This window comes from Bacillus sp. FSL K6-1338 (genome assembly GCF_038006965.1).
GTDB classification, from domain to species: Bacteria; Bacillota; Bacilli; order Bacillales; family Bacillaceae_G; genus Bacillus_A; species Bacillus_A thuringiensis_S.
Map to the genome: position 1 here is coordinate 4,048,930 of NZ_JBBOWI010000001.1, position 25,371 is coordinate 4,074,300.

The window sequence follows — 25,371 nt, forward strand, 5'->3', positions numbered from 1 at the left end:
ACTCCCCCTTATCCCGTCGGTAAAAATCCGAGAATAGTTTCAATTACAACCGTCAAAATAGGAATTGCCATAACGAGAATGAGGATTTTCCCAGCAAGTTCAATTTTCGAAGCGATGGCACCTTGACCAGCATCTTTTGTAATTTGGGCTCCAAACTCAGCAATATAAGCAATTCCAATAATCTTTAGTAACGTTTCCACATAGACGTTACTAACTTTCGCTTCACTCGCTACTCTCTCAATCATTTGTAAAATAGCATGAATTTGATCAATTAAAATAAGAAACATCACGCTACCTACGAACACAATAAATAAAGATGTAATGCTAGATTTATGCTGGTTCAAAACAGCAGCTAAAAACGTAGCAACGAGGCCTAATCCGACAATTTGTATAATTTCGATTCGAACCGCCTCCTTTACTGGAAGAGAAAGACACTTTTAATCTTGTCGAATAGCGTATTAATTAAAAATGCGACATGAAATAAAATGACGACAAAACCGACAAGGATAACCCAATTTGCAATATCCTCACGCTTCAATTCTTTTAGTACAGTATGAATGAAAGCTAAAACAATGCCGATTCCGGCGATTTGAAATATTAATCCAACATCAATGGACATCGCCTTTCTCCCCCCTATAGCAGTAAAATTACAATAAGTAGCCCTGCTAGTACCCCTAAGCTCTTGATCATTTCCTCGTATTGCAGTTGTAAAGCTTTTGCTTCCTCTTCTTCTCTCTCCAAATGTGTAATACATAAGCGAATATGTTTTTGTTGTGATTCACGATCATGTTGCCCGAGCGTTTCACCAAATTGCTGCAGTATTTCATACTCGGTTTGTTGAAACGCCGTCAACTTCCAATTCTCTTTCAAACTATCTATCCAAGCTTCCCTTACTGTTTGTTCTCCACTTTCTAGTTTTTTAGCGAAACTTTGAAAGATCCAATTTAATGGCTTCGGCATTTGTTTAACTAATCGCTCGGCAGCCTCAGATAAAGGTGTGTGTCCATACATAATTTCTGCCTCTAATGATTGAAGTGCTGATTTTAATAATCTAAGTTGCCTCGGCCTTTCACTGTATCTTTTAGCGTATGAAAACCCGAAAAAGGTGCTGACCGCAACGATTAACACTGCACCAAATATTTTCACCATACGCCCTCAGCCTTTCTATTTGATAACACTGGTTTTCCATATTTATCTTTCACCTGCATAACCGTTCCTGGACCCCTCGCTTTTGACAACTCCACAAACCTATCAAATATACGAAGCTCTAGCACTGCCTTGAGCGATGGACGTCTCACAACATCCTCATAGGAAAATCCGTGTGCGCTTATAAAAAGCTGAACACCTGCATGCACTGCCTCCATAATTGCTTCACTATCTTCTTTACGACCAATTTCATCTACGATCAAAATATCAGGACTCATAGAACGAATCATCATCATCATTCCTTCTGCCTTTGGACATGCGTCTAACACATCGACTCGGGTACCAAAATCATATTGCGGGATCCCTTTCACACAGCCGGCAATTTCTGACCGTTCATCAACGATCCCCACTTTACAGGAAGGAATTTCCGAAGCACTTACCCCTTGACTCATGCAACGTGCTACATCTCTTAAAAGCGTCGTTTTTCCCGTTTGCGGAGGGCCAATTACCATCGTGTTTAACCATCTTTTTTCATACAAATATGGCAAAAACGGTTCAGCAATCCCTATTTTTTGACGAGCAATACGAATATTAAAGGAAGAGACATCACGAATCATTTTCACTGCGCTTTTTTCTGTAATGACTTTTCCCGCTAACCCGATTCTATGCCCCCCGCGAAGCGTCACATACCCACGTTTTAATTCCTCTTCCATCGTATAAATTGAGAATTGACTTAACTTATTCAATAAGTAAATAGCATCCTCTGCAGTAGTGATATAGTCATAAAAAAACACCTTTCCGTGTGCAATACACTCTAGCGGTCTTCCAATTCGAACACGAATTTCCTCTAAAGCATCGTATTGCTCACATTCTTCAATTAAGTACTTCATCGTTTTTGGTAAAACTTCTAATACCTCTTTCATCGGCTTCTCCCCACTATACTCGACTTACTATTTCAGTAATGCGATAAAAATACAGCAAATTCCAAGCGCTAGAAAAAAGAGCTTCAAGAAAGAAATTTCACTTGCTACACTCGCTATCCCAATTGTCATTGTTAAAATTAATACGGTAGGTCCAACAAACGCCAACATACCATTTATAAACAACGCTTTCTTCGCATCATTCACATAAAGCATAAGCAAAGCAGCAAATATCTCCGCACTACCTGAAAATAATCGAAGTGCCCCCATAACAAGCACGGATGTTTCCATTGCCGCTAGCCACTGTTTCATTCTTCCACCTTCTCCCGTAACAGTTACTAACTTCGTATTCTAAAAAAGAATATATTTGTACAACCATATGCAGAGGTTGTCTATTTCAGAAGTAAAAACATAATTTTTCTCTAAAGTCTGAATTACAATCTGAATATTCATATTATTTCATGGTATATTATGGTATATTTAGTTTAAAAGGGGTTTAAACCATGCAGCACGTCACTTTATTACCACTAGATTTATGCTATACAAATGTGATTTTCGAGCTATCAAGTGATCCACATATAAAAAATGCATTGGGGATAACGGTAGAAAACATCGAAGACACGAAAACATTTCTTCTTTTCGCAATAGAAGAAGAGCGTCAAAAGAAATCCTTATCGAGAATGATTGTGAATGAAGAAAATGAAATAATTGGCCTCACCACACTTAAACATATTAATAATGAGAAAAAGCAATCTCACATTGGTAGTTGGCTCGGCTATCCGTACTGGGGAAAAGGCTATAACGAGGCTGCTAAAAAAGAAATCTTTAAAATCGCCTTTTTAGACTTACAACTTTCCTACGTATTTGCTGGTGCTAAAACGAATAATATCCGCTCTTTAAAAGCACAAGAAAAACTACCTTATATTTCATTGCATGTGGAAAACAAGTTTCCAGACGAACACGCTGCACTAGAGAAAGAAGTAAAGTCACCTTGCTCTCTGCATGTCGTGTCACGTGAAAATTTTTTAAATTGGTTGAAATTACAGAATGAGGAGGCAAAATATGAAGGTATTGAAAGTTAGTTTAACCGTTGTAGTAGAATTAGCTCTTATTTATCTTTTTTCATTATTGGTCGGTTGGTCATTTATAGAGACCTTTTTCCTTGGTAGTTTGGCAATATTTGCAATTATGTGGTTAATTATTATGAGTAACCATAGAAATAACATTACAGATCACGCAATAAGTAAAACATTAACTGGCGTTGAGACTGGCGAAATAAAACCATTTCAAATTGTTTTGACTCCATCTATTATGGGTACTCTTTCACTTGTTTTAGTCAGTTTTATAATAACAGTTATTTACTATCTACCCTATTTCCTATAAAAAAAGCACTCGTGAATTATCACGAGTGCTTTTTTACTATGCACGAGAAACGTATTTACCTTCACCAGTGTTGATGATAAGCATTTCGCCTTCGTTAATGAAGATTGGTACTTGTACAACAAGACCAGTTTCTAATGTAGCTGGTTTTGTTACGTTAGAAGCAGTATCACCTTTAATACCAGGCTCTGTTTCTGTAACTTGTAATTCAACTGTGTTTGGAAGTTCAACACCAAGTACTTCGCCTTGGTAAGTCATAATTGCTACTTCCATGTTTTCTTTTAGGAATTTAAGCTCGCGCTCGATTTGTTTTTCACCAAGTTCGATTTGCTCATAAGTTCCGTTATCCATAAATACGTGAGCCTCACCGCTTGCGTATAAGTATTGCATACGACGGTTTTCGATGTGTGCTTTTTCTACTTTCTCACCTGCACGGAATGTTTTCTCTTGAACAGAACCTGTGCGAATGTTACGTAGTTTAGAACGAACGAATGCAGCACCTTTACCTGGCTTTACGTGTTGGAAATCAAGTACTTGCCAAAGGGCATTGTCCACTGAAATTGTTAAACCTGTACGAAAATCGTTTACTGAAATCATGTAAAAAAATCCTCCTGTGTATTACAAAATAATAAGTTCTTTTGGTGATTTCGTAATTACTTCATTACCTTCACTTGTCACAATGATATCATCTTCAATACGTACGCCGCCAATACCTGGAATATAAATACCTGGCTCTACTGTTACAGCCATACCTGGTTCAAGTACTGTATCAGAACGGAACGCTAAACCTGGTGCTTCATGGAGTTCAAGACCTATTCCATGACCAGTAGTGTGTCCAAAGTATTCACCATATCCTTTTTCCGTTATGTAGTCACGCGTTAGCGCATCAGCCTCGCGACCTGTTAAACCAGCTTTAATACCGTTCACACCACGTAGTTGTGCTTCTAAAACGATATTATAAATTTCTTTTAATTTATCAGATGGTTCACCGACTGCAATCGTACGAGTAATATCAGAGCAATATCCTTTGTAATAAGCGCCGAAGTCTAATGTAACGAAATCTCCTGTTTCTATCACTTTTTCAGATGCCACGCCGTGCGGTAATGCCGAACGAAGACCTGAAGCAACGATAATATCAAACGAAGAAGATGTTGCTCCTTGTTTTCTCATGAAAAATTCAAGTTCATTTGACACTTCAATTTCAGATACTCCCGGGCGAATGAATGATAGAATATGCTCAAAGGCAGCATCTGCAATCTGTGCAGCTTCCTTTAATATCTTAATCTCTGAATCAGTCTTTATCAAGCGTAACTTTTCTACAAGTCCAGAAGTCGGGATAAATTCAGCATCAATCGCTTCCTTATGCACTGAATAAGAACTATATGTAAGAGTATCTTGCTCAAAACCAAGTTTTTGAATTCCAAGCTCTTTCACTTGCTTTGCCACTTCATCAATGATCAATCCTGCGTGCTGTACAACCTCATATCCAACCGCTTGTTTACTTGCCTGCTCGACGTAACGGAAATCTGTAATAAATTGAGCACGATCTTTTGAAATAAGAACAACGCCTGCTGTTCCTGTGAAGTTAGCCATATATCTACGACTATGTTCATTTGTTAACAAAATACCGTCAATGCCAGCCTCATCAAATGCACTTCGTAATCCTTCAATTTTCTCCATTACTCTATGCCCCCCTCAATTTCTCCATTAATGCAAATAACGCTAACTTATAGCCATAAAAACCAAATCCTACAATTTGACCTGCACAAACAGCTGCCGTCACAGATTCATGACGGAATGATTCACGCTGATGAATGTTAGAAATATGTACTTCAATAACAGGAATCGAAATGCTCGCAATGGCATCACGAATCGCATAGCTATAATGCGTAAATGCTCCCGGATTTAAAATGATCCCTTCATATATATCTTCCGCTTCATGAATAATGTCGATAATGGCACCTTCATGATTCGATTGGAAACATTCTAACTCCACTCCCATTGTTTCTGCTTCTTGCTTCATATCTGCTTCAAGTGTCGCTAGCGTGCCCTTTCCATATACATTTACCTCACGAACACCGAGGCGATTTAGGTTAGGACCGTTTACGAGGAGTAACTTTTTCATATTCTTAAAACTCCTTAATATTAATATCTATACAATATTTTAACATAGGAGTTACTTATTTGAATAGTTCGTCTTCTCTTGCCCTTCTTGTTCTACTTTATTGCTATTTACTGCATAAGAAACAGAATATGCTATAAACACACCATATAATATAAAAATACATATTGTCGTTACAATTGTCTCTTTTGGCAAATGGAGCGCACTTTTAATAACAGGAGCCATTAAACCCATCCCCAAAAACAGTAATGCCCACCAAAATAGCCCATAAATAATTCCCGCAATAATCCCTTCAAACTTTGCAAAAAATGCTTTATATAAAAAGGCAATCAAAATTGAAAGAAGTCCCATACACACTATTCCGGACACATTGCCCCATACCCCCTCTTTCCAACTTCCAAACGCAAATGGTAAAAGGAAATAATTCGGTCCCGCCTCCGTGAATGAAAATATATGAAGGAAATACCATATCCCGCCCCAAAAGATTCCACCAAACAAACCGATCTGCACAAAATTCCTTGTTCCTAATTGTTCTTGACTCACATCGACACCTCCGCTCAATAGTATGCCCGAAACTATTTTGAAGCATGTTTAAATCCTGCGAAATTTGTCTATAAAAAGAATAAGAAATGTCCGACTCTCATAATATTTTCCCTTGTCATCTACTTGTATTTGCCGATAAAATAAAGGAAACTCGGTGATTGTCTTATTTCAAAACGACAGAACCCAGTATGACAATTGCCTCTTTTTCTACATAAGAGAGAAACAAATACAGGTTGGTGTTAACATGGCAGAAGAGTCAAAACAAATATATGGCGGGCAAGCGGTCATAGAAGGAGTTATGTTTGGCGGTAGAGAATATACTGTTACAGCGGTTCGTCGTAAAGATAAATCGATTGAATTTTATCGATTACCACGCGTTCGTAATAAAGTATTATCTATCCTAAAAAAAATTCCATTTTTACGAGGGATTGCCGCTATTGTGGATGCAAGTGCGAATGGAGCAAAGCATTTAAACTTCGCTTCTGAACGATTTGACGTCCACCCAGAAGATGATGAACAAATTGCTAATAAAAAAGAAGAACAATCAAAATTAACGATGGTATTAGGAGTTGCAGCTGTTGGCGTTTTATCTTTCATATTCGGTAAAGTCATTTTCACAGCAGTTCCTGCACTATTAGCTGAATTAACAAGACCGATTTTCCCATCTCATACTGGGCAAATCATTGTCGAAAGTGTCATTAAGCTCATGCTATTATTGAGCTATATATACTTTATTTCTTTAACCCCACTTATTAAGCGGGTATTTCAGTATCACGGTGCAGAGCATAAGGTAATCAATGCTTATGAGAATGACCTTCCTCTGACTGTAGAAAACGTTCAAAAGCAAACTCGTCTCCATTATAGATGCGGCAGTAGCTTTATTATATTTACAGTCATTATTGGAATGTTCGTTTATTTCCTAGTCCCTACAGATCCTCTTTGGGCACGAGTTATAAACAGAATTTTATTAATTCCAGTTGTACTTGGTATTTCTTTTGAAGTATTGCAATTTACAAATCGATTACGAGATATTCCCGTATTACGCGTACTTGGATATCCTGGATTATGGCTACAACTATTAACAACGAAAGAACCAACAGATGATCAAGTGGAAGTAGCAATTGCATCGTTTGAAGAATTATTACGTTTAGAGAACAAACAATAATTATTTAAAAATGGTGTTCAACTCCTTTCCTCATCGTTAATATACTAATTTTAATATACGTTTTTAGGAGGTGTCCCTTATGAACGGTCGTTCGTTTACTTTCGCTATATTTGTGCTTATTATCGGATTGGCAATATTCGGCCTTGTTTCATCTGTTATTACAAATCCCATGGGTGTATTAAGAAATATCGGGTACATGTTACTTGTTGTCGGTATCTTTTACTTGCTATACAAGATGTTTACAAATTCCAGTGGTTCTGCAAATTCGCAAAGCTCATATAAGCGTGCGGCAAAACAATCGAACCGCAAACATGGGAAACAAAATGTAGCACCCCTAGGCAATTCTTTCTTTAAGTCAAATACTTCTAATGACAAAAGTAAAAAAGGGAATTCTTCCACTTTGAAACGAAAAAGAAAACAGTCTCATTTAACTGTCATTGAAGGCAAAAAAAGCAAAAAGAAAGACCGTGCTTCCTTTTAGGAAATACGGTCTTTTTTTATACTTTGAAGCACTTCTTTTAAACTTTTCTCTCCCATACTTTCAATTCGAAGATGATGATTTTCAAATGGTAAATTCCGTGTCACATCATTAGGTACCACAACGCACGTTAATCCCGCTGCAATTGCTGCTCTCAATCCATTTAATGAATCTTCAAACACAACAGCTTCAGACGGCTTAATTCCTAATTCTTCTATTGCAATTCGATAAAGAGCTGGATCTGGTTTTACCTTCTCAACATCTTCTCTCGTTTTAATAACTTCAAAATAATCTCGAATCTGTAGCTCTTCTAAAAAATGAATAACCCATTCTCTAGACGAACTAGAAGCTAGTGCGATTTTTAATCCCATTTCTTTCGCTTCTTCTAAATATTCTTTTACCCCGTCACGAGCTTTTGGTATTTTCATTTTCTCTTTATGTAAAGTTGCCACTTTTTCTTTTAATGCACTTTTGTTAAACTTCTCTTTTAATTGATCATTTAAATATGCATAAAGTACCTCATCTGTTGTTCCAATGCATTTCGCAAATTCCTCTAAAGGTAGTTCTTCGCCGTATTCACGAACAGCATCTCTGAAAGAGTGAAACCATATCGTTTCTGTGTCCACAATTAATCCATCAAAATCAAAAATAATTGCTTTCATAATTCTCCCATCCTTTTCGAATTGAAATAAAAAAGGAAACGCCATACGTTCCCCTTAATTACTTTTCTCTTCATTTGCTCTTTGAACACCGCGAAGTGTTTCCACTCGGACTGCATCTTGTTCAAAGTATTCCACTAAATCACCAATGCGATCAATCGCTTCCCAACTTAAATGATGCTCAATTCCTTCTACATCATTGTAAATTTTACCTTCATCCACACCGATAATACGCATAAATTGCTCTAGCAAGTCATGACGATATACGAGACGTTCTCCGATTTTTTTACCTTTTGTTGTTAATACAAGCCCTCTATATTTTTCATAAATTAGATATTCATCTTTGTCTAATTTTTGCACCATTTTTGTTACAGAGGATGGATGTACACTAAGCGCTTCAGCAATATCAGATACGCGGGCATAACCCTTTTCATCAATCAACAAATAAATTTGTTCAATATAATCTTCCATACTAGGGGTAGGCATCGGTTTCCTCCATCCAAGTTCATTTTGCTTATTCCGTACGAAGCAATCAATAAAATGATACACCAGAAAGAATAACGTGACAAGGTGGAAACGAGCCTAAATATATAAAACAAAAAAGAATCTGTATTTGCATACAGACTCCCCTTAAGTAAAGTATTGTATTTCTGCATTAGGAAAAAACTCATTTATATAACCTCTTATCGTTTCTTCCAATACTGCTGCTTCATCTTTTTTATATACGTATTTTCCGATGCCGTATCGTCCCCATTTATATTTACGCTTCTCTTCATCCATTTCAAGTTTCGTCTTCGGATAACGCTCTTGAATGACCTTTTTTGCCGGTTTTGTAAAGCGATGTTGAATTAATTCAAATGTTAAATTTGGTATTGATAAATCTTTTAGTGCATTGTACAGTCGCTCAAATAGTTCACGGTATCCTTCTTCCCACCCTTCATGCATATAAAGCGGCGCAACTATAAATCCAAGTGGATAACCCGCACCTGCTACTTTACGTGCAGCCTCTATTCGCTCCTCAAACGGCGATGTCCCTGGTTCAAAATTTTTAATTACATATCGTGAATTTATACTAAATCGAAAACGAGTTTTCCCATTATGCTTTGCATCTAATAAATGATCAACGTGCGAATATTTCGTGACGAAACGTAAGCGCCCATATTCACTTTCTCCAATGAATTCAATCGCCCGCTTTAATGCATGTGTTAAATGATCAATTCCAACAATGTCTGATGTACACGCTGCTTCAAATCTTGTTATTTCAGGTGCCCTTTCATCCATATATTGCTTTGCCTTCTCAAATATTTCATCAAGATTGACATACACACGAACGTAAGGCTTACTCCCAAGTGTCGTTTGCAAATAGCAATAATGACAATGTCCCATACACCCTGTTGCGAGCGGAATTGCATATTCAGCTGACGGTTTTGACGTATCAAACTTTAGCGTCTTCCTCACTCCAACGACAAGTGTAGCCTTTGCATTACGATACTTTTGCAAATCATTTTCTCCTGGCAAATTTCTAATTTGATTATGTGATGTCGTTTCACGAATTTCTAATCCCATCTTCGTAAACTTCTCATAAAGCTCTTTTCCAAGTGGATATTCAAGTGCCTTTGGTTCAAAGTAAACGAGTTTTGGCATAAATGGTTTCATATGCTTCCCTCCTCTCGTTAGTATGGGAAGCATTGAAAAATTAACACGCATTAAAGTTTTCCACTTCAGTAACTTGCTTTGCAAGTTACTGAATGTTATAATTTGGATAACAGCTACCTTGCAACGCAAGTTACCTAAATAAAAGGTGGTGAAATCATGCACAGCCAAATGTTAAAAGGTGTGCTCGAAGGTTGCATCCTATACATTATTTCACAAGAAGAAGTGTACGGATATGAACTGAGTACAAAATTAAATAAGCACGGCTTTACATTCGTAAGCGAAGGAAGCATATATCCGTTATTGTTACGTATGCAAAAAGAAAAATTGATTGAAGGAACATTAAAAGCTTCCTCACTCGGTCCAAAGCGAAAATATTATCACGTAACCGATAAAGGGTTAGAACAACTTGAAGAATTTAAACAAAGCTGGGGAATGGTTTCTACTACGGTAAATAACTTATTACAGGGGGAGTGATAGGGATGAATGCACAAGACATGATTGAATTGAATAATAAAAAACGTGAGCTTCTAACTTCCGAAAACGAGGCTGCTTATGGTGATATGTTAGTATATCTTCGAATATCAAACGTACCCGAGCAACAAATGGAGGAACTGTTACTAGAAATATTAGATCACCTCATCGAAGCACAAGCAGAAAATAAAAACGCTTATGACATCTTTGGAGATAATTTACAATCTTATTGCGATGAACTTATATCAGCTTTACCAACTCAAACAAAGTTAGAAAAAACTTCTTTAATTGGATTTTCTATTAGCTTACTTCTTGCTATACAGTTTGGCATAAATGCAATTATTTCATTTTTTATGTTTCTCTTTGAAAAAAACAATACATTATCAAGTCCGCCTTTTAGCATCCTTGGAACTACTTTGTCTGTTTCAATAATTATACTAGGTATACTATTTATTTTATATTTATTAAAGCGTTACTCCTTTGATCAGAAAATGAATTGGAAAAGAAGAATTCTATTTGGATTCGCATTTGCTACTCCATTTTGTTCCGCTGTATTCTTAAATATTTATTTCCAAAAGCAACCTTATCTCATTTACCATCTAAACTTTTGGCAAAGTGCCTTAATTGCTATCTTATTTTTTATTTTATATAAATTACTATACAAAAAATCAAATTTTTAACAGCCCTTCAAAAGGCTGTTTTTCTTCTGTCTAATTTTACAAATTGAAAAATTTCATAAAGAAAATAAGAAAAATGCAAAATAATTAAAGTTAATTGTTGACGTGATGCTTTTATTATCGGTATCATAAATCTTCGTGAGCAATTATTTTTCGTTATACGATTTTTTTATTATTACTGAATTTTTGAGAGGAGAAATTAGATGTCAGTTAAGAAGAAAACGCAAGTACGCACCGGCAAAATGGTACGTGAACTAATGTTAGCAGACGAAGATGTAAATGCTTCGCTAATTATGGTATATAGTGAAAACGGTGTAAACGCAGAAATTAAAATCGAGGGCTTAACGCCGAAATGTAACGAAGAATTATTTTTGAGCGGAAACGTGGATTGGAACAAGAGTGTTATTTATAAAATTGTTGATTTCACTGGAAACGCTGAAGTTGGTAAAGTTACATTAACAGCGATGAACAAAAACAATGTTTCTCTAGAAATTGAACGCGTTATGTGGAGTAAAGAAAATAAAGACGCTGCCGAGCAAGAAGAAACACAGGTAGAAGCAGCGCCGAAAAAAGAAGTAGTTGTAGAAGCTCCAAAAGCAATTCCACCCGCTCCTAAGCCTGTTACGCGTGTGGAAACACCTGCTATGGCACCTAAGCCTACTCCGGTACCGACACCGAAGCCAGTAAGTGTAGAAGCGGCTGTAGAACTAACTACTCCAGCACCTGTGAAAAAAGTAGTCCCTACTCCAGTTACAAAGCAAGAAACAGCACCGGTTGCTCCTGCAAAACCGAAGCAGCCTGCTTTGACTGAAACAAATTCAAAACTACAAGAAAATTATGTTAAACTCGTGAAAAAGACAATTGAAGTTTGTCAAGATTACGAGCTTGGCATCGACATAGATGATTCTATTGAAAGCTTAAAAGAAGAACTACAAAGCCAAGGTATTAGCGTTACATTTGACAAAGAAATTATGGACGTTGTAAGTCGCCTTCGTTCTTTACAAGATAAAGGAATCAAAGTAGAAAAAGTACTTAATTTACTATAAAAAAATAAGAGGTGGCAATTGCCATCTCTTATTTTTTATAATTCCACTCATTACTTTCATACTTCTCTTTCGCTAACGTTTGAACTTCATGTAACTGTTCTTCTGTTAATTCATATGGAACAAGTTCTACATCCAATCCTTTTTCAAACCCAATTTCAAACGCTTTAATTAACTGTTCTATCGTAAATGTACGGTCTGTTAATTCATTAATTGCTACCGCTTTAGAAGAAAACATACTTTTCATACGTTCCTTCACACGTTCATTTGGGAATAAAAATAGATCATATAGTTCATCTAAATCAATTTCTAATGGAATCGATCCATGCTGTAAAATAACACCTTTTTGACGTGTTTGAGCACTACCAGCAATTTTTCTTCCTTCCACTACAATTTCATACCAAGATGGTGCATCAAAACATACGCCTGAACGTGGATTTTTTAAATTTTCACGATCTGCTTCTGTTTTTGGAACTGCATAATATGCTTCTAGCCCTAATGCCTTAAAACCATCTAATAAGCCTTGCGAAATAACACGATACGCTTCTGTAACTGTTTTCGGCATATTCGGATGATCTTCAGACACAATAACACTATACGTTAACTCTTTGTCATGTAGTACACCCCTGCCGCCTGTTTGACGACGAACGAATCCATATTTCTTTTCGTTAACTACATCCATATTAATATCTTTTTCAACACGTTGAAAATATCCAACTGTTAATGTTGGTACTTCCCATTCATAAAAACGAATTGTTGGTGGCATTTTCTTTTCACTTTGCCAATTTAATAAACATTCATCTAACGCCATATTAAATGCCGGTGAACATTGACCAGAGTTAATATAACACCATTTTTCTTTTCCCATCCTGCACCTCATATAACCAAGTATTTTTCACATTCTCTAGTCTACCAAATTCGACAAAATTTGTGAAAGAATACGAAATTTCTTCTTATATGCAAATGAATCTGTTGCATAAATACATATGGGCATTATAATATTGAAAGTAGGATAAGAAAAAAGGGAGCGATAGAATCGTGTCAACAACTTGGATTATTTTATTAGCCGTAATCGTAGCATTCATCGGCTACACTGTATGGATGTACTTCTATCAGAAAAAATTAATTAAAACTCTTACAGAAGAAGAATTTCGCGCTGGCTACCGTAAAGCACAGCTTATCGATATTCGTGAAACAGATGAATATAACGCAGGGCACATTTTAGGTGCACGTAACATTCCGTTATCACAAATTCGCCTTCGCCATAAAGAACTTCGTCAAGATCAACCTGTTTACTTATATTGCCAAAGCGGATTCCGTACAGGTCGTGCAGCGCAATACTTAAAAAAACAAGGCTACAAAGATTTCTACCAATTACAAGGTGGATTTAAATCTTGGACAGGCAAAATTAAAAAGAAATAATAACATACAAAAAACTAGCTGAATAAATCAGCTAGTTTTTTCATTTCATCTTATTCGCAATGTATAATAAATTTTGCTTAATCGTGTCTTTATCGCTCTCTTCTACATTCCGATACAATAGCTGATATTCAATTCCTTTCTCTTTCCATAGAAGCGTAGCAAATTCGTCACCACGTTCATAATCATCTTTATTTTTAAAATAAGCAGACGTTCCATTATTTAGTTTCATTTGTTCTTGAAATCGCTTCTCTTCCACGAAATCCGGAAAACTATAAGGAAAGTTCGCGACATTTAACTCAATATACTCATTTCTACCTTGCTCCTGCTGTTTATATTTAATCGTTAAGACAGCCTTCTTTTTCCCAAGCGTTCTTACTTCACCCTTTACATCACTTATAATGTCGTACGGTAAAAACGTTGGAACTTTAAACTTCACCGGAAAATATTTTGGAATTTCCTTTAGCGGAATAGGATCCGTAACACGATCCATAGCTCCTCCTGTTGTTCCCACAAAGTGTTTTTCTTCTTGCATCGTTTGCTGAAACGAACACGAACTAAGTACAAAACTAGAAAACACGAAACAAATGATTCTTTTTTTCAATTTGTTTCCGCCCTTTCATACCGCTCTCTTAACGAACGAAGCGTTGATCCCGCACTAACGGCCCGATTAGTGCCGGCTAATAATCAGTGGGGGATGGCGCCCACTGATTAAAGTTTCACTTTATATGCTCTTCATATTCGCTTTGTCACCAAACTACACCTTTGAAAACTTTCCACGTTATTCTCACACATTTTGACAACACTTTTTGCAAACAAAAAAGACCCCTATCATTCTTACGCCCAAGTGAAAAGGTTACGCGAATAAAAAGAAGTCTTATTAATACCATAGTTTGTGAAAAGCTTTTCAGGTCAAGATTTTTTCTTTCTTATTATTTTCCCTTTATAATAAGAGAAAGAGGTGATACATATGGCCAATATAAAACAAATTGCTAAAACTGCTGGTGTATCGATATCAACTGTTTCTCGTGTCCTGAATAATCACCCTTACGTAAAAGAAGAAAAGCGTAAGCGTGTTCTAGATGCTGTTGAAGAATTAAACTACGCAAAAAATATAAATGCTGTCCATTTAATAAGAGGGAAAACATATACAATTGGCGTTATGCTCCCTTTCATTAACCTCCCCTACTTCAGTACCATTATTGAAGGAATTGGTAACGAAGCATTATTAGCTGGGTATCACATTAATTTATGCCAAACAAATTACGATAGCCTTGAAGAAATTCGTGTTCTTGAAATGATGAAAATGAAACAATTTGATGGGATGATTATTTGCTCCCGGACGAGCTCTTGGGAACAAATCGAACCTTTCGCAAAATTTGCCCCTATTATTTCATGTGAAAAAATGAACCATCCCCTCATTTCATCCATCTACGTAGATCATTATGAAGGCTTTCGTCTCGGTACTACCTATTTACTAAGTAAAGGCCATGAAAAGATCGGAATTTGTTTAGCGAGAAAAACAAGTGTAAATTCCATGGAGCGTGAAAAGGCGTTCGCCGATACACTTTGTAACGAAGGGAAGACGTTGCATCCTGAATGGATTTTCCACCAATGCTATACAATGCAGGACGGAGCACAAATACTCCATCGTATTTTAAATATGAAAAATCGTCCAACTGCTATTTTCACAGCGAACGATCAAGTTGCAGCTGGTTTATTAACAGAGGCTCGAAAACATGGCATCCGAGTACCTGAAGACATTGCTATCCTTGGATTTGATAATCATGAAATTTCAAAGGCATTAGAAATTTCCACAATTGAACATCCCGGTCTCGCAATGGGCTCACATGCTTTTTCTTTATTCCATAAGCAGATTCAAAGCGAGCAAATTGTCGGCAGTGCAAAAGAGCTTTCATTCCATTTAATTAAGCGAGAGACTGTCTAAAAAGAGCGTTACCTATAATGCTCTTTTTCAGCTCTTCACCTATTGACATTATATTTTTCATCTCATATAATTAACCTAACGAACGGTAGGTAGGGGATGAAAATGACAGCAAACCGCATTAAAGCTGTAGCACTTTCTCATTTCGCACGCTACGGCTATGAAGGAACTTCATTGGCAAATATTGCTCAAGAAGTTGGGATTAAAAAACCATCGATTTACGCACACTTTAAAGGAAAAGAAGAGCTATATTTCATATGCTTAGAATCTGCTCTTCAAAAAGATTTGCAGAGCTTCACAGGCGATATCGAAAGCTTTTCCAATTCGTCCACTGAAGAATTGCTTTTAAAATTATTAAAAGGCTATGCAAAACGATTTGGTGAAAGTGAAGAATCAATGTTTTGGTTACGAACTTCTTATTTTCCGCCTGATGCATTTCGCGAACAAATTATTGATAAAGCAAATGTACACATTGAAAACATCGGAAAACTTTTATTCCCTGTATTTAAAAGAGCAAGCGAACAAGATGAGCTGCATAACATTGAAGTAAAAGACGCCTTAGAGGCTTTTCTATGCTTACTCGATGGTCTTATGGTTGAACTATTATACGCAGGTTTAAATCGTTTTGAGACACGTTTAGACGCTTCTTGGAAAGTATTTTGGCGTGGACTTTCAAACTGACGGATTGCTCCTTTGCAATGCGTCGTTTTTAAGCACTTTACCTAACGACTGGTAGGAAGGAGAAATGACATATGGCATGGATTTATGTAATCATCGCTGGTATTATTGAAATCTTTTGGGTGATTGGACTAAAAAAAGCGGAGGCACCACTTGAGTGGGCTGGTGTTGCTCTATTAATTACAATTAGTTTCGTCTTATTATTTAGAGCTTATAAAGATTTACCTGTCGGCACTGTATATGCAGTCTTCACAGGAATCGGAGCTGGCGGAATCGTTCTTACAGAGATTTTCATCTTCGGAGAACCTTTCTCTATTGTAAAAGTTTTATTAATCGGTTTAATCTTCTTCGGAGTAATTGGTCTAAAACGAGTAACAGAAGAAAAAGAAACGAAGGAGGCTGCATAAAATGGCTTGGGTATTTTTAATTCTAGCTGGTATTTGTGAAATTATTGGTGTACTCTTTATGAAAGTAGCCACTGAAAAGAAAGGCTGGGCACCAAAAGTTATTTTAATCGCTAACTTCGGCGTAAGCTTCTTCTTCTTATCTCTTGCGATGAACACGTTACCGATGGGAACTGCTTACGCGATTTGGACTGGAATCGGAACTGCTGGAAGTGCACTTCTAGGCATTCTCATTTTCCGAGAATCAGCGGATTGGCGTCGTCTTGCTTTCTTAAGCTGCATTTTATGCGGCGCTGTTGGCTTAAAACTATTAAGCTAACGTGAGGTGAATGTCATGTGGAAAGAAAAAGGGAATCAACTGTTAGCATGGATTACACTCGGGATTGTCATTCTATTACAAATAAGTTTTCATATAATAGAATCATTGTTTCATAAAGTATTATCCATTCTCACATTCCTTCCTAACATGACACTTGAAATTATATCGATTGTTTGGTCCATTATCGCCTCCATTGCAATCGTCATTATATGGAGTATCGCCAAGCTATGGAATAAGTTATTTAAAAAGGACAGTACTTCTAAAAAAGAGTAACTGTCCTTTTTTGTATTCATTCAGATTTTCTATAAAAGTTAGATGCAATAAGACAAAACAGACCAACTATGACAATACTTATACCAATCCCTTTATGCAAATTAGGAAACGGTGATGGTATGTCTGAATAAAAATTTGCTAATATGAGACCGATTGAAACGAAAAGTACCCCTATTCTATATAACCATTTTCTTTTGTTCATCATTCTCCCCTCCTAAAATTTTTCATACACTCCTTTCTTTTGGACAGACTACCTAAAAAAGGAGTGAATAATATGCCAAATTCCATACATAAACAAATCCTATTTTTATTTTTCCTATTTCTTATTCTCATCATCGTTTTCAGCTTTATATTACATACTCCAAAAGATGTGCCAAATAGCGTTTCTTTTTATAAACTACTGCTCTCGTATTGTCGTTATTGAAGAACGTGCCTTTTGAAATTTCCCCAAGAAAAAAAGACCAACATTTCCCTGTTGGTCTTTCGTATATGTATCACTTTTCAAAGCGATCTAACATCTCGTCTCTCATTCCGAAACTTACTACTGCAATTCCTATATACATAAACAGAAGAAATGCCGGATGAACTGTGTTGTACCAGCTGCTGTCAACGATTAAGTAAATCGTTAATGCCACAACAAGAACAAACGCTAAGATAAACATATAAAAGTGTCTTGTACTACCCATGATAAACTCCTCTCTTCTCACTTCACCATTCAACAGTTTATTTTATCGAATAATTCGATATGACTCAAGGTTAACTTTCTGTTATGTAATCAAGTTCCACCTTTACAATGTCCTCACATGCTATTGAAATGATTGTTCCTTGTTTATCAATTGCCGTCACTTCTCTATTATCCATTACACGATTTGCTACTCTTTCTAACACTTTCCCTTGGTCTCGATAGCAAAATTCTTTTACATCTTTAATTGTTTCTCCATTTTCTAAATGGTATACCATTCTATAACATCGATATCCCACACTTTCACCCCCGTCTTGCTCGTTTTTTCACATATACATAAAAATGAGTAATTTTTGCCTCATCACATCTTCTTAATTTCAATAAAATTCTAACAAAAATAAATACTTTTATCAAACCGACTTTTTCAACAAAACTACCTATAAAACTACACCTTTACACCATTAGGAAACAAAAAATATAATTTTTTAACATTTTCTTCACTATTTCTGCACAAATTCTCCATACAAAAAAAGAACCCGCCGCAGCGAGTTCTTTTTTGTTATTCTAATCAAACTTGTACAGGAGCTGGCTTTGCATAACGTAAAACTGGTTTACGTGCAGCCATCGTTTCGTCTAAACGTTTAATGACTGTCGTATGCGGTGCTTCTTGTACAACTTCTGGATTTTCTTCTACTTCTTTAGCGATTTGAATCATCTTATCAATGAAACCATCTAATGTTTCTTTTGATTCTGTTTCTGTCGGCTCAATCATAATACATTCTTCCACATTTAATGGGAAGTAAATTGTTGGTGGATGGTAACCGAAATCAAGCAGACGTTTTGCAATATCTAATGTACGTACGCCAAGTTTCTTTTGACGACGACCTGATAATACAAATTCATGCTTACAATGTCTATCGAATGGAAGATCGTAGAATGGCGCTAATCTTCTCATCATATAGTTCGCATTTAATACAGCATACTCAGTTACTGCACGCAAGCCATCTGGACCCATAGAGCGAATATACGTGTATGCACGAACGTTAATTCCGAAGTTACCATAGAATGGCTTCACACGACCAATTGCTTCTGGACGGTCGTAGTTGAAGTGATAACCATTTTCCGTTTTTTCTAAAATCGGTTTTGGTAAGTACGGAATTAAATCAGCTTTCACACCTACTGGACCAGAACCTGGGCCACCACCGCCGTGAGGACCTGTAAATGTTTTATGAAGGTTTAAATGCACAACGTCAAATCCCATATCTCCTGGGCGCGCTTGGCTTAATACCGCATTTAAGTTTGCACCATCATAGTATAATTTACCGCCTGCATTATGGACGATTTCTGCCATTTCTAAAATATTTTCTTCAAATAGACCTAATGTATTAGGATTTGTTAACATAAGTGCTGCTGTTTCTTCATTGACAACACGTTTTAAGTCTTCTAAATCAACAAGGCCATTTTCATTTGATTTTACTGTAATTGTTTCAAAACCAGCTACAGTTGCAGATGCTGGATTCGTTCCGTGAGCAGAGTCAGGCACAATTACTTTCGTACGGTTAAAGTCACCATTTGCTTCATGGTATGCACGAATTAACATTAAACCTGTCCATTCTCCGTGTGCACCAGCTGCTGGTTGTAAAGTAACAGTATCCATACCTGTAATTTCGATTAAATGCTCTTGTAAGTCGTACATTAATTCCATTGCACCTTGTACTGTCTTTTCATCTTGCAGTGGATGAATATTTGCAAATCCTGCGAAACGAGCTACACTCTCATTAATTTTCGGATTATATTTCATCGTACAAGATCCAAGTGGATAGAATCCAGAATCAACACCGTGGTTACGGTTTGAAAGTGCTGTATAGTGGCGCATAATATCAAGTTCAGATACTTCTGGTAGCTCTGCATCTTCTACTCGAATATAATCGCTCTCAAACACATCTTCTAGTTTCACTTCTTCTACATCTAATTTGGGTAAGCTATATCCTACGCGTCCTTCTTTAGTCACTTCAAAGATAAGTGCTTGGTCTTGGTTCTTCATTGGATAGCCCCCATTTCGTTTACAAGTGTGTCAATTTCCTCTTTCGTACGAAGCTCAGTTACCGCTACAAGCATATGGTTTTCATGCTCTTTATAATCACGGCCTAGATCGTAACCGCCGATAATATTCTTTTGTAATAATGCATCGTTTACTTCTTTCACTGGACGTTTGCAATCTACAACAAACTCATTGAAGAATGGTCCAGCAAATGTTACAGTAAAGCCTTTCGCTTCAAATTGACGTTTTGCATATTGTGCTTTAGAAATGTTTTGACGTGCCATTTCTTTCACACCTTGTTTGCCAAGTGCCGTCATTGCAACAGAAGCTGCTAATGCATTTAACGCTTGGTTTGAACAAATGTTAGATGTCGCTTTATCACGGCGAATATGCTGTTCACGTGCTTGTAACGTTAATACAAATCCACGTTTACCATCTGAATCTACAGTTTGTCCAACAAGACGTCCTGGAATTTTACGCATAAATGCTTTCGTTGTTGCAAAGTAACCACAATGCGGTCCACCAAACTGCGTTGGGATACCAAATGGTTGTGCATCACCGATTACAATATCAGCACCAAATTTCCCTGGTGGTGTTAATGCGCCTAATGATAATGGATTTGAAGAAACGATAAATAATGATTTTTGTTGATGAACGATTTTTTCAATATCAGCTAATTTTTCAACTTGTCCAAAGAAGTTTGGATATTGAACGATTACACAAGCAACTGTATCATCTACTTCACTTTGTAATACGTCTAAATCTGTTACACCATCTTTATGATTAATTTCAACAACTTCAAGATTTTGACCTTTTGCATACGTTTCAAGTACTGCTCTTGATTCTGGATGAACCGCGCTAGATACAAGAATTTTCTTTTTGCGAGTATGGCCAGCTGCTAACATTGCCGCTTCAGCTAAAGCTGTACCCCCGTCATACATAGAAGAGTTTGCTACATCCATTCCTGTTAATTCACAAATCATTGTTTGGAATTCAAAGATTGCTTGTAATTCCCCTTGTGAAATTTCCGGTTGGTATGGTGTGTAAGCTGTATAAAATTCTGAGCGAGAAATAACATGATCTACAATTACTGGAGCATAATGATCGTATACGCCTGCTCCTAAGAAAGAAGCGTATTCTTTTAAGTTAGCATTTTTACTAGCCATTTGAGATAGCTCTTTTAAAAGTTCTGGCTCTGATTTTGCTTCTTTAATTTTTAAATCCCCTTTAAAACGAACACTCTCTGGAATATCAGAGAATAATTCATCGATCGTTTGAACGCCGATCGTTTGTAACATTTCTTTTTTGTCTTCTTCTGTCATTGGAAGATAACGATGCAACATGAAATCTACCCCTCTCCCCGTTACTTTGAACGTTTGTAAAATGGTGTTGGAACAACTACTGCTTTGACGCGTTTATTACGAATTTCAATTTCTACTTCTGTATCAACTGCTGCGTATTTTACATCAATTAGTGCTAAACCAATGCTTTTCTTTAACGTTGGAGATTGTGTACCACTCGTTACTTCCCCAATTTTTTCTTCACCAATAAATACAGGGTAATGCGTACGAGGAATTCCACGTTCGATTACTTCGATGCCGACTAATTTACGAGGCGCACCGTTTTCTTTTTGCTCTTTTAACGTTGCTTTTCCAAAGAAGTCTGCTTCTTTATTTGTTTTTACCGCAAAGCCAATTCCAGCCTCAATCGGTGTAATATCTTTTGATAATTCTTGTCCATAAAGTGGTAATGTTGCTTCGAATCGAAGTGTATCACGAGCACCTAAACCACATGCTTTTAAGCCCTCTTCTGCTCCAACTTCAAGAAGTTTCTCCCAAAGTTTTGCAGCATCTTCACTCTTACAGTAAATTTCGAATCCATCTTCACCTGTGTAACCTGTACGAGATACAAGTGCTGGAATTCCATCTACAAGAATATTGTTTTTAAATTTAAAGAACTTAATTTCTTTCAAATCTTCTGACACAACTTTTTGTAAAATGCCTTCTGCTTTTGGTCCTTGAATTGCAAGCTGTGCAACTTCACTAGAAACATTGACTACTGTCGCATCGCCAATTACATGACTTGCTAACCATTCGTAATCTTTCTCTATATTTGATGCATTGATTACTAATAAATAGTCTTCTTCACCACGTTTGTAGATTAATAAATCATCTACTGTACCACCATTTTCGTAGCACATAGCTGTATATTGTGCGCCCCCTACCTTTAAGGTAGATACGTCATTTGTAACAACACGTTGTAAAAATGCTAAACTATCTACACCTTTTACTTCAACTTCTCCCATATGAGACACGTCGAACAAACCTGCAGCTGTACGTACAGCTTCGTGTTCTTCTTTAATGCTTGAAAATTGAACTGGTAATTCCCAACCACCGAAGTCGATTGTTTTCCCACCATACTTCGCGTATACATCAAATAACGGTGTACGTTGTAATGTAATCATGCTCTCTCCCCCTTATGCTTTGACAAATCAATAAAAGTTGCTTCCTTTTTCTAAACATTTTCATTCTGAAAAGATAGGATATACGGAATCTCATTATATTTTTTTATGAAAGCGTAAATAAAAAATCACTTTCTTGGATAAAATACGAAAGATTCCACACATTTCACACCATTATCCTAACATCATTCGCTATATTTCATCAATATTCTAGCATAAAAAATAATTTAGAATTTTTTATGTTAAAACACAATAAATACAGCTTTTGAGATTTAATACTTTATTATTGTCTATCATATAGCCTTTAATAACGATAATTATGCCTTCTTTTGAGGCAAATCATCATACATTAAAAAATAATTACTTTAGTTTATAAAAGGTGGGAGAGTCGTAATGAATGTCGATATTTCCGTAGATCGGACGTGGCAAAACAATTTTTTAAATAGAATTGATGAAGATGGTCCTTGGACAAACTGGGATTTATATCACTTAGCTTATGAAACAGAAAAATCGTTACTTGTTCCTACTTTTGATGGACTACAAGCACCGAAACATTTATCCCATTTCACGCCGCTTCCGCATCAATTAGAAGTCGCTCAAAATGTGATTGAACAAATGAATGGTAAAGCGATTCTAGCAGATGAAGTAGGTCTTGGAAAAACAATCGAAGCTGGACTTATTTTGAAAGAATACATGGTCCGCGGGCTTGTGAAAAAGGTACTTATACTTGTCCCAGCCTCTCTCGTATCACAATGGGCATACGAGCTGAATACAAAGTTTTTCATTCCCGCTGTAGCACAAAAGAAAAGCTACTCGTGGGAACAAGCTGACGTAATCGTATCATCAATTGATACTGCGAAACGTTCACCACATCGCGATATCGTGTTGAACTTAGAATATGACCTTATTATTATCGATGAAGCACATAAACTGAAAAATAATAAAACAAAAAACTATGAATTTGCACAACGATTAAAAAAGAAGTTTTGTTTATTACTAACCGCTACTCCTGTTCAAAATAAGATTGATGAAATTTTTAACCTTGTTTCTTTATTAAAGCCAGGACATTTAGGCAATCAATCCAACTTTGAAGAATATTACGCTTCCAAAAATCGCTCAGCCGAATCAGATGAAGACTTAAAAGCTCTCATTAACAAAGTAATGGTGCGAAATAGACGACATAATACCGGTATCGATTGGCCGAAGAGACATGTACGTACAATTTTTGTTGAGTTTAATGAACAAGAACAAGCTCTATATAATGATATCGAAAATTGGCGAGGACAAGACGCCTTCACATCTGCTTTCTCATCGTTAACTTTAAAACGGGAAGCGTGTAGTAGTCGTGAGGCTGTTTACTATTCATTGAAAAAGCATGTAGAAAAAAGACAGAAAGAAAATGAACATTATATAAAAGATCCACATATCGATGTGCTAATGGACAAAATTAATCATATTCCTTTCAACTCGAAAGCAACTAAAGCTCTAGAGCTTATAAAAGAAATTGACGATAAAGTCGTCATTTTCACGGAATACCGAGCATCACAGATGTACTTACAATGGTTTTTACAACAACACGGTATTTCTTCTGTCCCATTCCGCGGCGGATTTAAACGCGGGAAGAAAGATTGGATGAAAGAACTTTTCCAAAATCGTGCCCAAGTGTTAATTGCAACGGAAGCTGGCGGAGAAGGCATTAACTTACAGTTTTGTAGCCATATGATCAATTATGATTTGCCATGGAATCCAATGCGTCTTGAGCAAAGAATCGGACGTATTCACCGTCTCGGTCAAAAGAATGATGTTCATATTTATAACTTAGCTACAAAGCATACTGTTGAAGAACATATTTTGAAACTGTTATATGAAAAAATCAACTTATTCGAGCGTGTTATCGGTGAACTCGATGAAATTTTAACGAGAATTAATATGAAAAACATCGACGCGCACATTCAAGAAATTTTCGCGCAATCAAAAAGCGAAGGTGAAATTAGAATTAAGATGGAAAACTTAACATCTATTATCGACTTTGCGAAACGAAATGAAGCTGAGGTGCAAGGCTATGCAGCAACATGAAATTCATAATTACTTATACAATTTCTTTGAGGCGAATAACTGTGAAATTTTAGAACGTTCTCCTCATTTATTAGATGTACAGTTAACAATTGAGATGGATAAATTATTAATGAATCGCCCTTTTTATTGGCACTATCTTGAGAAAACAGGAGGCGTACCGAATCCGATGCGCCTTACTCTTATTACAAATCCAGAAAATGAAGAAAATGAAGAAAATGATGGTGAGCTTATTCACTACGGTTCACCACGTCTACATCAAATTTTCCAAACGACAAAAGAATTAGGCTCTTACATACGTTTATATGAGGATGTAAGACATAATGGGGCAACACATACACCGCTCCACCCTTGGCTCGGTATTAATATAAAAGTTTCCTATCAATGTGATCGAAAAAAAGACATCCTTCACTCGATTGGCATTCATCTCATTTCTGGGACAATGATGGCAAACTTTCATGAAACATTAACAAACATTAAACTTACACCAAAAATACCTGATTTTTGTTTTACGCTCTCGCCCATCATTAAACCTCAAAGTGGTTTACAACGCATAGAAGACGCTTTAAAAAATATAATTGCAGAAGATGACCATACGTGGGCAAAAGAAGCAAGAGTGCGTTGGAATCATGATCTAGACCTTTTAAACCGTTTTTATGAAGAAAGTGACGAACTTCCTGAGAGCTATGAAATTGAAAAACAAGCTCTGCAAGAACAGTATGAACCACGTATTACAGTGCAAATTATTAACGGTGGCCTTTTTTATGTTACCGCGAATCATTTTCTATCTTGAAGAAGCTCCTTCTGCTTTAGAAG

Annotated in this window: 35 protein-coding genes; 15 read left to right on the top strand and 20 right to left on the bottom strand. The window is 36.5% G+C overall.

The genetic code is table 11. The features are described 5' to 3' along the window. Positions 1-8: 8 nt before the first annotated feature. Genes spoIIIAD through NZ044_RS20675 form a run of 5 tightly spaced genes read right to left on the bottom strand, consistent with a single transcriptional unit; the run spans position 9 to position 2,378 of the window. Positions 9-392: a stage III sporulation protein AD gene (gene spoIIIAD, locus NZ044_RS20655; RefSeq protein ID WP_079245909.1), complete on the bottom strand. Its 384-nt coding sequence runs from the start codon at positions 390-392 to the stop codon at positions 9-11. 23 nt (positions 393-415) lie between these two features. Further along, the gene (gene spoIIIAC, locus NZ044_RS20660) at positions 416-619 is read right to left on the bottom strand and encodes a stage III sporulation protein AC (RefSeq protein ID WP_000020914.1); all 204 of its coding nucleotides are present in this window, start codon (positions 617-619) and stop codon (positions 416-418) included. A 14-nt stretch (positions 620-633) separates the two neighbouring features. Further along, positions 634-1,149 (bottom strand): stage III sporulation protein SpoIIIAB, encoded by a 516-nt coding sequence (gene spoIIIAB, locus NZ044_RS20665; RefSeq protein ID WP_340949971.1) that lies wholly within the window; start codon positions 1,147-1,149, stop codon positions 634-636. Beyond that, a complete protein-coding gene (gene spoIIIAA, locus NZ044_RS20670; protein ID WP_118961571.1) occupies positions 1,143-2,069 on the bottom strand; it encodes a stage III sporulation protein AA in 927 nt (308 codons plus the stop codon). The genes spoIIIAB and spoIIIAA overlap by 7 nt, the downstream gene beginning before the upstream one ends. A gap of 27 nt (positions 2,070-2,096) precedes the next feature. Beyond that, positions 2,097-2,378: a YqhV family protein gene (locus NZ044_RS20675; protein ID WP_000816050.1), complete on the bottom strand. Its 282-nt coding sequence runs from the start codon at positions 2,376-2,378 to the stop codon at positions 2,097-2,099. 191 nt (positions 2,379-2,569) lie between these two features. Between NZ044_RS20675 and NZ044_RS20680 the strand changes: the two genes are divergently transcribed. Then, positions 2,570-3,148 carry a GNAT family N-acetyltransferase gene (locus NZ044_RS20680; RefSeq protein ID WP_001164990.1) on the top strand — a complete coding sequence of 193 codons (579 nt, stop codon included), beginning with the start codon at positions 2,570-2,572 and terminating at the stop codon, positions 3,146-3,148. Then, entirely contained in the window at positions 3,129-3,449 is a 321-nt protein-coding gene (locus tag NZ044_RS20685; protein ID WP_000866225.1) for a hypothetical protein, read from the top strand. Before NZ044_RS20680 ends, NZ044_RS20685 begins: the two co-directional genes overlap by 20 nt. Positions 3,450-3,485: 36 nt before the next feature. Here the strand turns inward: NZ044_RS20685 and efp are convergent, their stop codons facing one another. Genes efp through NZ044_RS20705 form a run of 4 tightly spaced genes read right to left on the bottom strand, consistent with a single transcriptional unit; the run spans position 3,486 to position 6,111 of the window. Next, positions 3,486-4,043: an elongation factor P gene (gene efp, locus NZ044_RS20690; RefSeq protein ID WP_000626513.1), complete on the bottom strand. Its 558-nt coding sequence runs from the start codon at positions 4,041-4,043 to the stop codon at positions 3,486-3,488. 21 nt (positions 4,044-4,064) lie between these two features. Then, positions 4,065-5,126, bottom strand: a complete 1,062-nt coding sequence (pepQ, locus tag NZ044_RS20695) for a Xaa-Pro dipeptidase (RefSeq protein WP_000411021.1) — start codon at positions 5,124-5,126, stop codon at positions 4,065-4,067. Positions 5,127-5,130: 4 nt separating this feature from the next. Next, on the bottom strand, positions 5,131-5,571 hold the full coding sequence (gene aroQ / locus NZ044_RS20700; protein WP_000735141.1) for a type II 3-dehydroquinate dehydratase: 441 nt from the start codon (positions 5,569-5,571) through the stop codon (positions 5,131-5,133). Positions 5,572-5,622: 51 nt separating this feature from the next. Beyond that, positions 5,623-6,111, bottom strand: coding sequence for a YqhR family membrane protein (locus NZ044_RS20705; protein WP_000076885.1), 489 nt, complete (start codon positions 6,109-6,111; stop codon positions 5,623-5,625). Positions 6,112-6,355: 244 nt separating this feature from the next. Between NZ044_RS20705 and NZ044_RS20710 the strand changes: the two genes are divergently transcribed. Continuing rightward, on the top strand, positions 6,356-7,276 hold the full coding sequence (locus NZ044_RS20710; protein ID WP_000807119.1) for a DUF1385 domain-containing protein: 921 nt from the start codon (positions 6,356-6,358) through the stop codon (positions 7,274-7,276). A 79-nt stretch (positions 7,277-7,355) separates the two neighbouring features. Further along, the gene (locus tag NZ044_RS20715) at positions 7,356-7,757 is read left to right on the top strand and encodes an SA1362 family protein (protein ID WP_001014463.1); all 402 of its coding nucleotides are present in this window, start codon (positions 7,356-7,358) and stop codon (positions 7,755-7,757) included. Here the strand turns inward: NZ044_RS20715 and NZ044_RS20720 are convergent. The 3 genes from NZ044_RS20720 to splB all read right to left on the bottom strand — a co-directional run bounded on the left by NZ044_RS20720 (position 7,754) and on the right by splB (position 10,069). Then, a complete protein-coding gene (locus NZ044_RS20720; RefSeq protein WP_118961586.1) occupies positions 7,754-8,416 on the bottom strand; it encodes an HAD family hydrolase in 663 nt (220 codons plus the stop codon). The genes NZ044_RS20715 and NZ044_RS20720 overlap by 4 nt on opposite strands. A gap of 54 nt (positions 8,417-8,470) precedes the next feature. Beyond that, positions 8,471-8,899, bottom strand: coding sequence for a transcriptional regulator MntR (mntR, locus tag NZ044_RS20725; protein ID WP_001143081.1), 429 nt, complete (start codon positions 8,897-8,899; stop codon positions 8,471-8,473). A gap of 144 nt (positions 8,900-9,043) precedes the next feature. Next, the gene (splB, locus tag NZ044_RS20730) at positions 9,044-10,069 is read right to left on the bottom strand and encodes a spore photoproduct lyase (protein WP_000802106.1); all 1,026 of its coding nucleotides are present in this window, start codon (positions 10,067-10,069) and stop codon (positions 9,044-9,046) included. A gap of 156 nt (positions 10,070-10,225) precedes the next feature. Between splB and NZ044_RS20735 the strand changes: the two genes are divergently transcribed. The 3 genes from NZ044_RS20735 to NZ044_RS20745 all read left to right on the top strand — a co-directional run bounded on the left by NZ044_RS20735 (position 10,226) and on the right by NZ044_RS20745 (position 12,263). Next, positions 10,226-10,543, top strand: coding sequence for a PadR family transcriptional regulator (locus tag NZ044_RS20735; RefSeq protein WP_000556083.1), 318 nt, complete (start codon positions 10,226-10,228; stop codon positions 10,541-10,543). A 5-nt stretch (positions 10,544-10,548) separates the two neighbouring features. Further along, on the top strand, positions 10,549-11,220 hold the full coding sequence (locus NZ044_RS20740; protein ID WP_000993585.1) for a DUF1129 family protein: 672 nt from the start codon (positions 10,549-10,551) through the stop codon (positions 11,218-11,220). Positions 11,221-11,420: 200 nt separating this feature from the next. Beyond that, the gene (locus tag NZ044_RS20745; protein WP_000111891.1) at positions 11,421-12,263 is read left to right on the top strand and encodes a hypothetical protein; all 843 of its coding nucleotides are present in this window, start codon (positions 11,421-11,423) and stop codon (positions 12,261-12,263) included. 28 nt (positions 12,264-12,291) lie between these two features. Here the strand turns inward: NZ044_RS20745 and NZ044_RS20750 are convergent, their stop codons facing one another. After that, positions 12,292-13,128, bottom strand: coding sequence for a lipoate--protein ligase family protein (locus NZ044_RS20750; protein ID WP_000514076.1), 837 nt, complete (start codon positions 13,126-13,128; stop codon positions 12,292-12,294). Positions 13,129-13,298: 170 nt separating this feature from the next. Between NZ044_RS20750 and NZ044_RS20755 the strand changes: the two genes are divergently transcribed. Next, positions 13,299-13,682 (top strand): rhodanese-like domain-containing protein, encoded by a 384-nt coding sequence (locus NZ044_RS20755; protein WP_000108654.1) that lies wholly within the window; start codon positions 13,299-13,301, stop codon positions 13,680-13,682. 40 nt (positions 13,683-13,722) lie between these two features. Here the strand turns inward: NZ044_RS20755 and NZ044_RS20760 are convergent, their stop codons facing one another. Continuing rightward, positions 13,723-14,259, bottom strand: coding sequence for a hypothetical protein (locus NZ044_RS20760; protein ID WP_033668925.1), 537 nt, complete (start codon positions 14,257-14,259; stop codon positions 13,723-13,725). A 390-nt stretch (positions 14,260-14,649) separates the two neighbouring features. On the opposite strand from NZ044_RS20760, the gene NZ044_RS20765 reads away from it, so the two are divergent. The 5 genes from NZ044_RS20765 (at position 14,650) to NZ044_RS20785 (ending at position 17,298) form a co-directional block, all read left to right on the top strand. After that, positions 14,650-15,627 carry a LacI family DNA-binding transcriptional regulator gene (locus NZ044_RS20765; RefSeq protein ID WP_086402730.1) on the top strand — a complete coding sequence of 326 codons (978 nt, stop codon included), beginning with the start codon at positions 14,650-14,652 and terminating at the stop codon, positions 15,625-15,627. A 96-nt stretch (positions 15,628-15,723) separates the two neighbouring features. Next, positions 15,724-16,305 carry a TetR/AcrR family transcriptional regulator gene (locus NZ044_RS20770; RefSeq protein ID WP_063675674.1) on the top strand — a complete coding sequence of 194 codons (582 nt, stop codon included), beginning with the start codon at positions 15,724-15,726 and terminating at the stop codon, positions 16,303-16,305. A 71-nt stretch (positions 16,306-16,376) separates the two neighbouring features. After that, a complete protein-coding gene (locus NZ044_RS20775; RefSeq protein WP_000312340.1) occupies positions 16,377-16,709 on the top strand; it encodes a DMT family transporter in 333 nt (110 codons plus the stop codon). A 1-nt stretch (position 16,710) separates the two neighbouring features. Beyond that, entirely contained in the window at positions 16,711-17,025 is a 315-nt protein-coding gene (locus tag NZ044_RS20780; protein ID WP_000312623.1) for a DMT family transporter, read from the top strand. Positions 17,026-17,040: 15 nt separating this feature from the next. Further along, on the top strand, positions 17,041-17,298 hold the full coding sequence (locus tag NZ044_RS20785; RefSeq protein WP_000265402.1) for a DUF3975 family protein: 258 nt from the start codon (positions 17,041-17,043) through the stop codon (positions 17,296-17,298). A 16-nt stretch (positions 17,299-17,314) separates the two neighbouring features. Here NZ044_RS20785 and NZ044_RS20790 read toward each other — a convergent pair whose 3' ends face one another. From NZ044_RS20790 to gcvT, 6 genes are all read right to left on the bottom strand, one after another. Further along, entirely contained in the window at positions 17,315-17,503 is a 189-nt protein-coding gene (locus tag NZ044_RS20790) for a hypothetical protein (protein WP_002082175.1), read from the bottom strand. 289 nt (positions 17,504-17,792) lie between these two features. Continuing rightward, the gene (locus NZ044_RS20795; protein ID WP_000535933.1) at positions 17,793-17,984 is read right to left on the bottom strand and encodes a hypothetical protein; all 192 of its coding nucleotides are present in this window, start codon (positions 17,982-17,984) and stop codon (positions 17,793-17,795) included. A 70-nt stretch (positions 17,985-18,054) separates the two neighbouring features. Next, positions 18,055-18,258, bottom strand: coding sequence for a DUF3929 family protein (locus NZ044_RS20800; RefSeq protein WP_000262496.1), 204 nt, complete (start codon positions 18,256-18,258; stop codon positions 18,055-18,057). Between the two features lie 290 nt (positions 18,259-18,548). After that, entirely contained in the window at positions 18,549-20,024 is a 1,476-nt protein-coding gene (gcvPB, locus tag NZ044_RS20805) for an aminomethyl-transferring glycine dehydrogenase subunit 2 (protein ID WP_000795712.1), read from the bottom strand. Continuing rightward, positions 20,021-21,364 (bottom strand): aminomethyl-transferring glycine dehydrogenase subunit 1, encoded by a 1,344-nt coding sequence (gcvPA, locus tag NZ044_RS20810; RefSeq protein ID WP_000903240.1) that lies wholly within the window; start codon positions 21,362-21,364, stop codon positions 20,021-20,023. Before gcvPA ends, gcvPB begins: the two co-directional genes overlap by 4 nt. Positions 21,365-21,384: 20 nt before the next feature. Next, entirely contained in the window at positions 21,385-22,485 is a 1,101-nt protein-coding gene (gene gcvT / locus NZ044_RS20815; RefSeq protein ID WP_000631776.1) for a glycine cleavage system aminomethyltransferase GcvT, read from the bottom strand. 390 nt (positions 22,486-22,875) lie between these two features. On the opposite strand from gcvT, the gene NZ044_RS20820 reads away from it, so the two are divergent. Both NZ044_RS20820 and NZ044_RS20825 read left to right on the top strand, forming a co-directional pair. After that, positions 22,876-24,558 (top strand): DEAD/DEAH box helicase, encoded by a 1,683-nt coding sequence (locus NZ044_RS20820; RefSeq protein WP_001100040.1) that lies wholly within the window; start codon positions 22,876-22,878, stop codon positions 24,556-24,558. Beyond that, positions 24,545-25,348 carry a YqhG family protein gene (locus NZ044_RS20825; RefSeq protein ID WP_001183974.1) on the top strand — a complete coding sequence of 268 codons (804 nt, stop codon included), beginning with the start codon at positions 24,545-24,547 and terminating at the stop codon, positions 25,346-25,348. Before NZ044_RS20820 ends, NZ044_RS20825 begins: the two co-directional genes overlap by 14 nt. The last annotated feature ends 23 nt before the right edge of the window (positions 25,349-25,371 follow it).

What these genes read in the sequence shown, in the direction of transcription:
- NZ044_RS20820 (WP_001100040.1), top strand. Translation starts at nt 22,876, where the DNA reads ATGAATGTCGATATTTCCGTAGATCGGACGTGGCAAAACAATTTTTTA.
- NZ044_RS20745 (WP_000111891.1), top strand. Translation starts at nt 11,421, where the DNA reads ATGTCAGTTAAGAAGAAAACGCAAGTACGCACCGGCAAAATGGTACGT.
- splB (WP_000802106.1), bottom strand. Translation starts at nt 10,069, where the DNA reads ATGAAACCATTTATGCCAAAACTCGTTTACTTTGAACCAAAGGCACTT.
- efp (WP_000626513.1), bottom strand. Translation starts at nt 4,043, where the DNA reads ATGATTTCAGTAAACGATTTTCGTACAGGTTTAACAATTTCAGTGGAC.
- NZ044_RS20765 (WP_086402730.1), top strand. Translation starts at nt 14,650, where the DNA reads ATGGCCAATATAAAACAAATTGCTAAAACTGCTGGTGTATCGATATCA.
- NZ044_RS20715 (WP_001014463.1), top strand. Translation starts at nt 7,356, where the DNA reads ATGAACGGTCGTTCGTTTACTTTCGCTATATTTGTGCTTATTATCGGA.
- NZ044_RS20675 (WP_000816050.1), bottom strand. Translation starts at nt 2,378, where the DNA reads ATGAAACAGTGGCTAGCGGCAATGGAAACATCCGTGCTTGTTATGGGG.
- NZ044_RS20795 (WP_000535933.1), bottom strand. Translation starts at nt 17,984, where the DNA reads ATGGGTAGTACAAGACACTTTTATATGTTTATCTTAGCGTTTGTTCTT.
- NZ044_RS20780 (WP_000312623.1), top strand. Translation starts at nt 16,711, where the DNA reads ATGGCTTGGGTATTTTTAATTCTAGCTGGTATTTGTGAAATTATTGGT.
- gcvPB (WP_000795712.1), bottom strand. Translation starts at nt 20,024, where the DNA reads ATGAAGAACCAAGACCAAGCACTTATCTTTGAAGTGACTAAAGAAGGA.
- NZ044_RS20740 (WP_000993585.1), top strand. Translation starts at nt 10,549, where the DNA reads ATGAATGCACAAGACATGATTGAATTGAATAATAAAAAACGTGAGCTT.
- NZ044_RS20720 (WP_118961586.1), bottom strand. Translation starts at nt 8,416, where the DNA reads ATGAAAGCAATTATTTTTGATTTTGATGGATTAATTGTGGACACAGAA.
- NZ044_RS20785 (WP_000265402.1), top strand. Translation starts at nt 17,041, where the DNA reads ATGTGGAAAGAAAAAGGGAATCAACTGTTAGCATGGATTACACTCGGG.
- gcvT (WP_000631776.1), bottom strand. Translation starts at nt 22,485, where the DNA reads ATGATTACATTACAACGTACACCGTTATTTGATGTATACGCGAAGTAT.
- NZ044_RS20790 (WP_002082175.1), bottom strand. Translation starts at nt 17,503, where the DNA reads ATGATGAACAAAAGAAAATGGTTATATAGAATAGGGGTACTTTTCGTT.
- NZ044_RS20710 (WP_000807119.1), top strand. Translation starts at nt 6,356, where the DNA reads ATGGCAGAAGAGTCAAAACAAATATATGGCGGGCAAGCGGTCATAGAA.
- NZ044_RS20770 (WP_063675674.1), top strand. Translation starts at nt 15,724, where the DNA reads ATGAAAATGACAGCAAACCGCATTAAAGCTGTAGCACTTTCTCATTTC.
- NZ044_RS20735 (WP_000556083.1), top strand. Translation starts at nt 10,226, where the DNA reads ATGCACAGCCAAATGTTAAAAGGTGTGCTCGAAGGTTGCATCCTATAC.
- aroQ (WP_000735141.1), bottom strand. Translation starts at nt 5,571, where the DNA reads ATGAAAAAGTTACTCCTCGTAAACGGTCCTAACCTAAATCGCCTCGGT.
- spoIIIAC (WP_000020914.1), bottom strand. Translation starts at nt 619, where the DNA reads ATGTCCATTGATGTTGGATTAATATTTCAAATCGCCGGAATCGGCATT.
- NZ044_RS20680 (WP_001164990.1), top strand. Translation starts at nt 2,570, where the DNA reads ATGCAGCACGTCACTTTATTACCACTAGATTTATGCTATACAAATGTG.
- spoIIIAA (WP_118961571.1), bottom strand. Translation starts at nt 2,069, where the DNA reads ATGAAAGAGGTATTAGAAGTTTTACCAAAAACGATGAAGTACTTAATT.
- NZ044_RS20775 (WP_000312340.1), top strand. Translation starts at nt 16,377, where the DNA reads ATGGCATGGATTTATGTAATCATCGCTGGTATTATTGAAATCTTTTGG.
- NZ044_RS20685 (WP_000866225.1), top strand. Translation starts at nt 3,129, where the DNA reads ATGAAGGTATTGAAAGTTAGTTTAACCGTTGTAGTAGAATTAGCTCTT.
- NZ044_RS20750 (WP_000514076.1), bottom strand. Translation starts at nt 13,128, where the DNA reads ATGGGAAAAGAAAAATGGTGTTATATTAACTCTGGTCAATGTTCACCG.
- NZ044_RS20800 (WP_000262496.1), bottom strand. Translation starts at nt 18,258, where the DNA reads ATGGTATACCATTTAGAAAATGGAGAAACAATTAAAGATGTAAAAGAA.
- pepQ (WP_000411021.1), bottom strand. Translation starts at nt 5,126, where the DNA reads ATGGAGAAAATTGAAGGATTACGAAGTGCATTTGATGAGGCTGGCATT.
- spoIIIAB (WP_340949971.1), bottom strand. Translation starts at nt 1,149, where the DNA reads ATGGTGAAAATATTTGGTGCAGTGTTAATCGTTGCGGTCAGCACCTTT.
- gcvPA (WP_000903240.1), bottom strand. Translation starts at nt 21,364, where the DNA reads ATGTTGCATCGTTATCTTCCAATGACAGAAGAAGACAAAAAAGAAATG.
- NZ044_RS20825 (WP_001183974.1), top strand. Translation starts at nt 24,545, where the DNA reads ATGCAGCAACATGAAATTCATAATTACTTATACAATTTCTTTGAGGCG.
- mntR (WP_001143081.1), bottom strand. Translation starts at nt 8,899, where the DNA reads ATGCCTACCCCTAGTATGGAAGATTATATTGAACAAATTTATTTGTTG.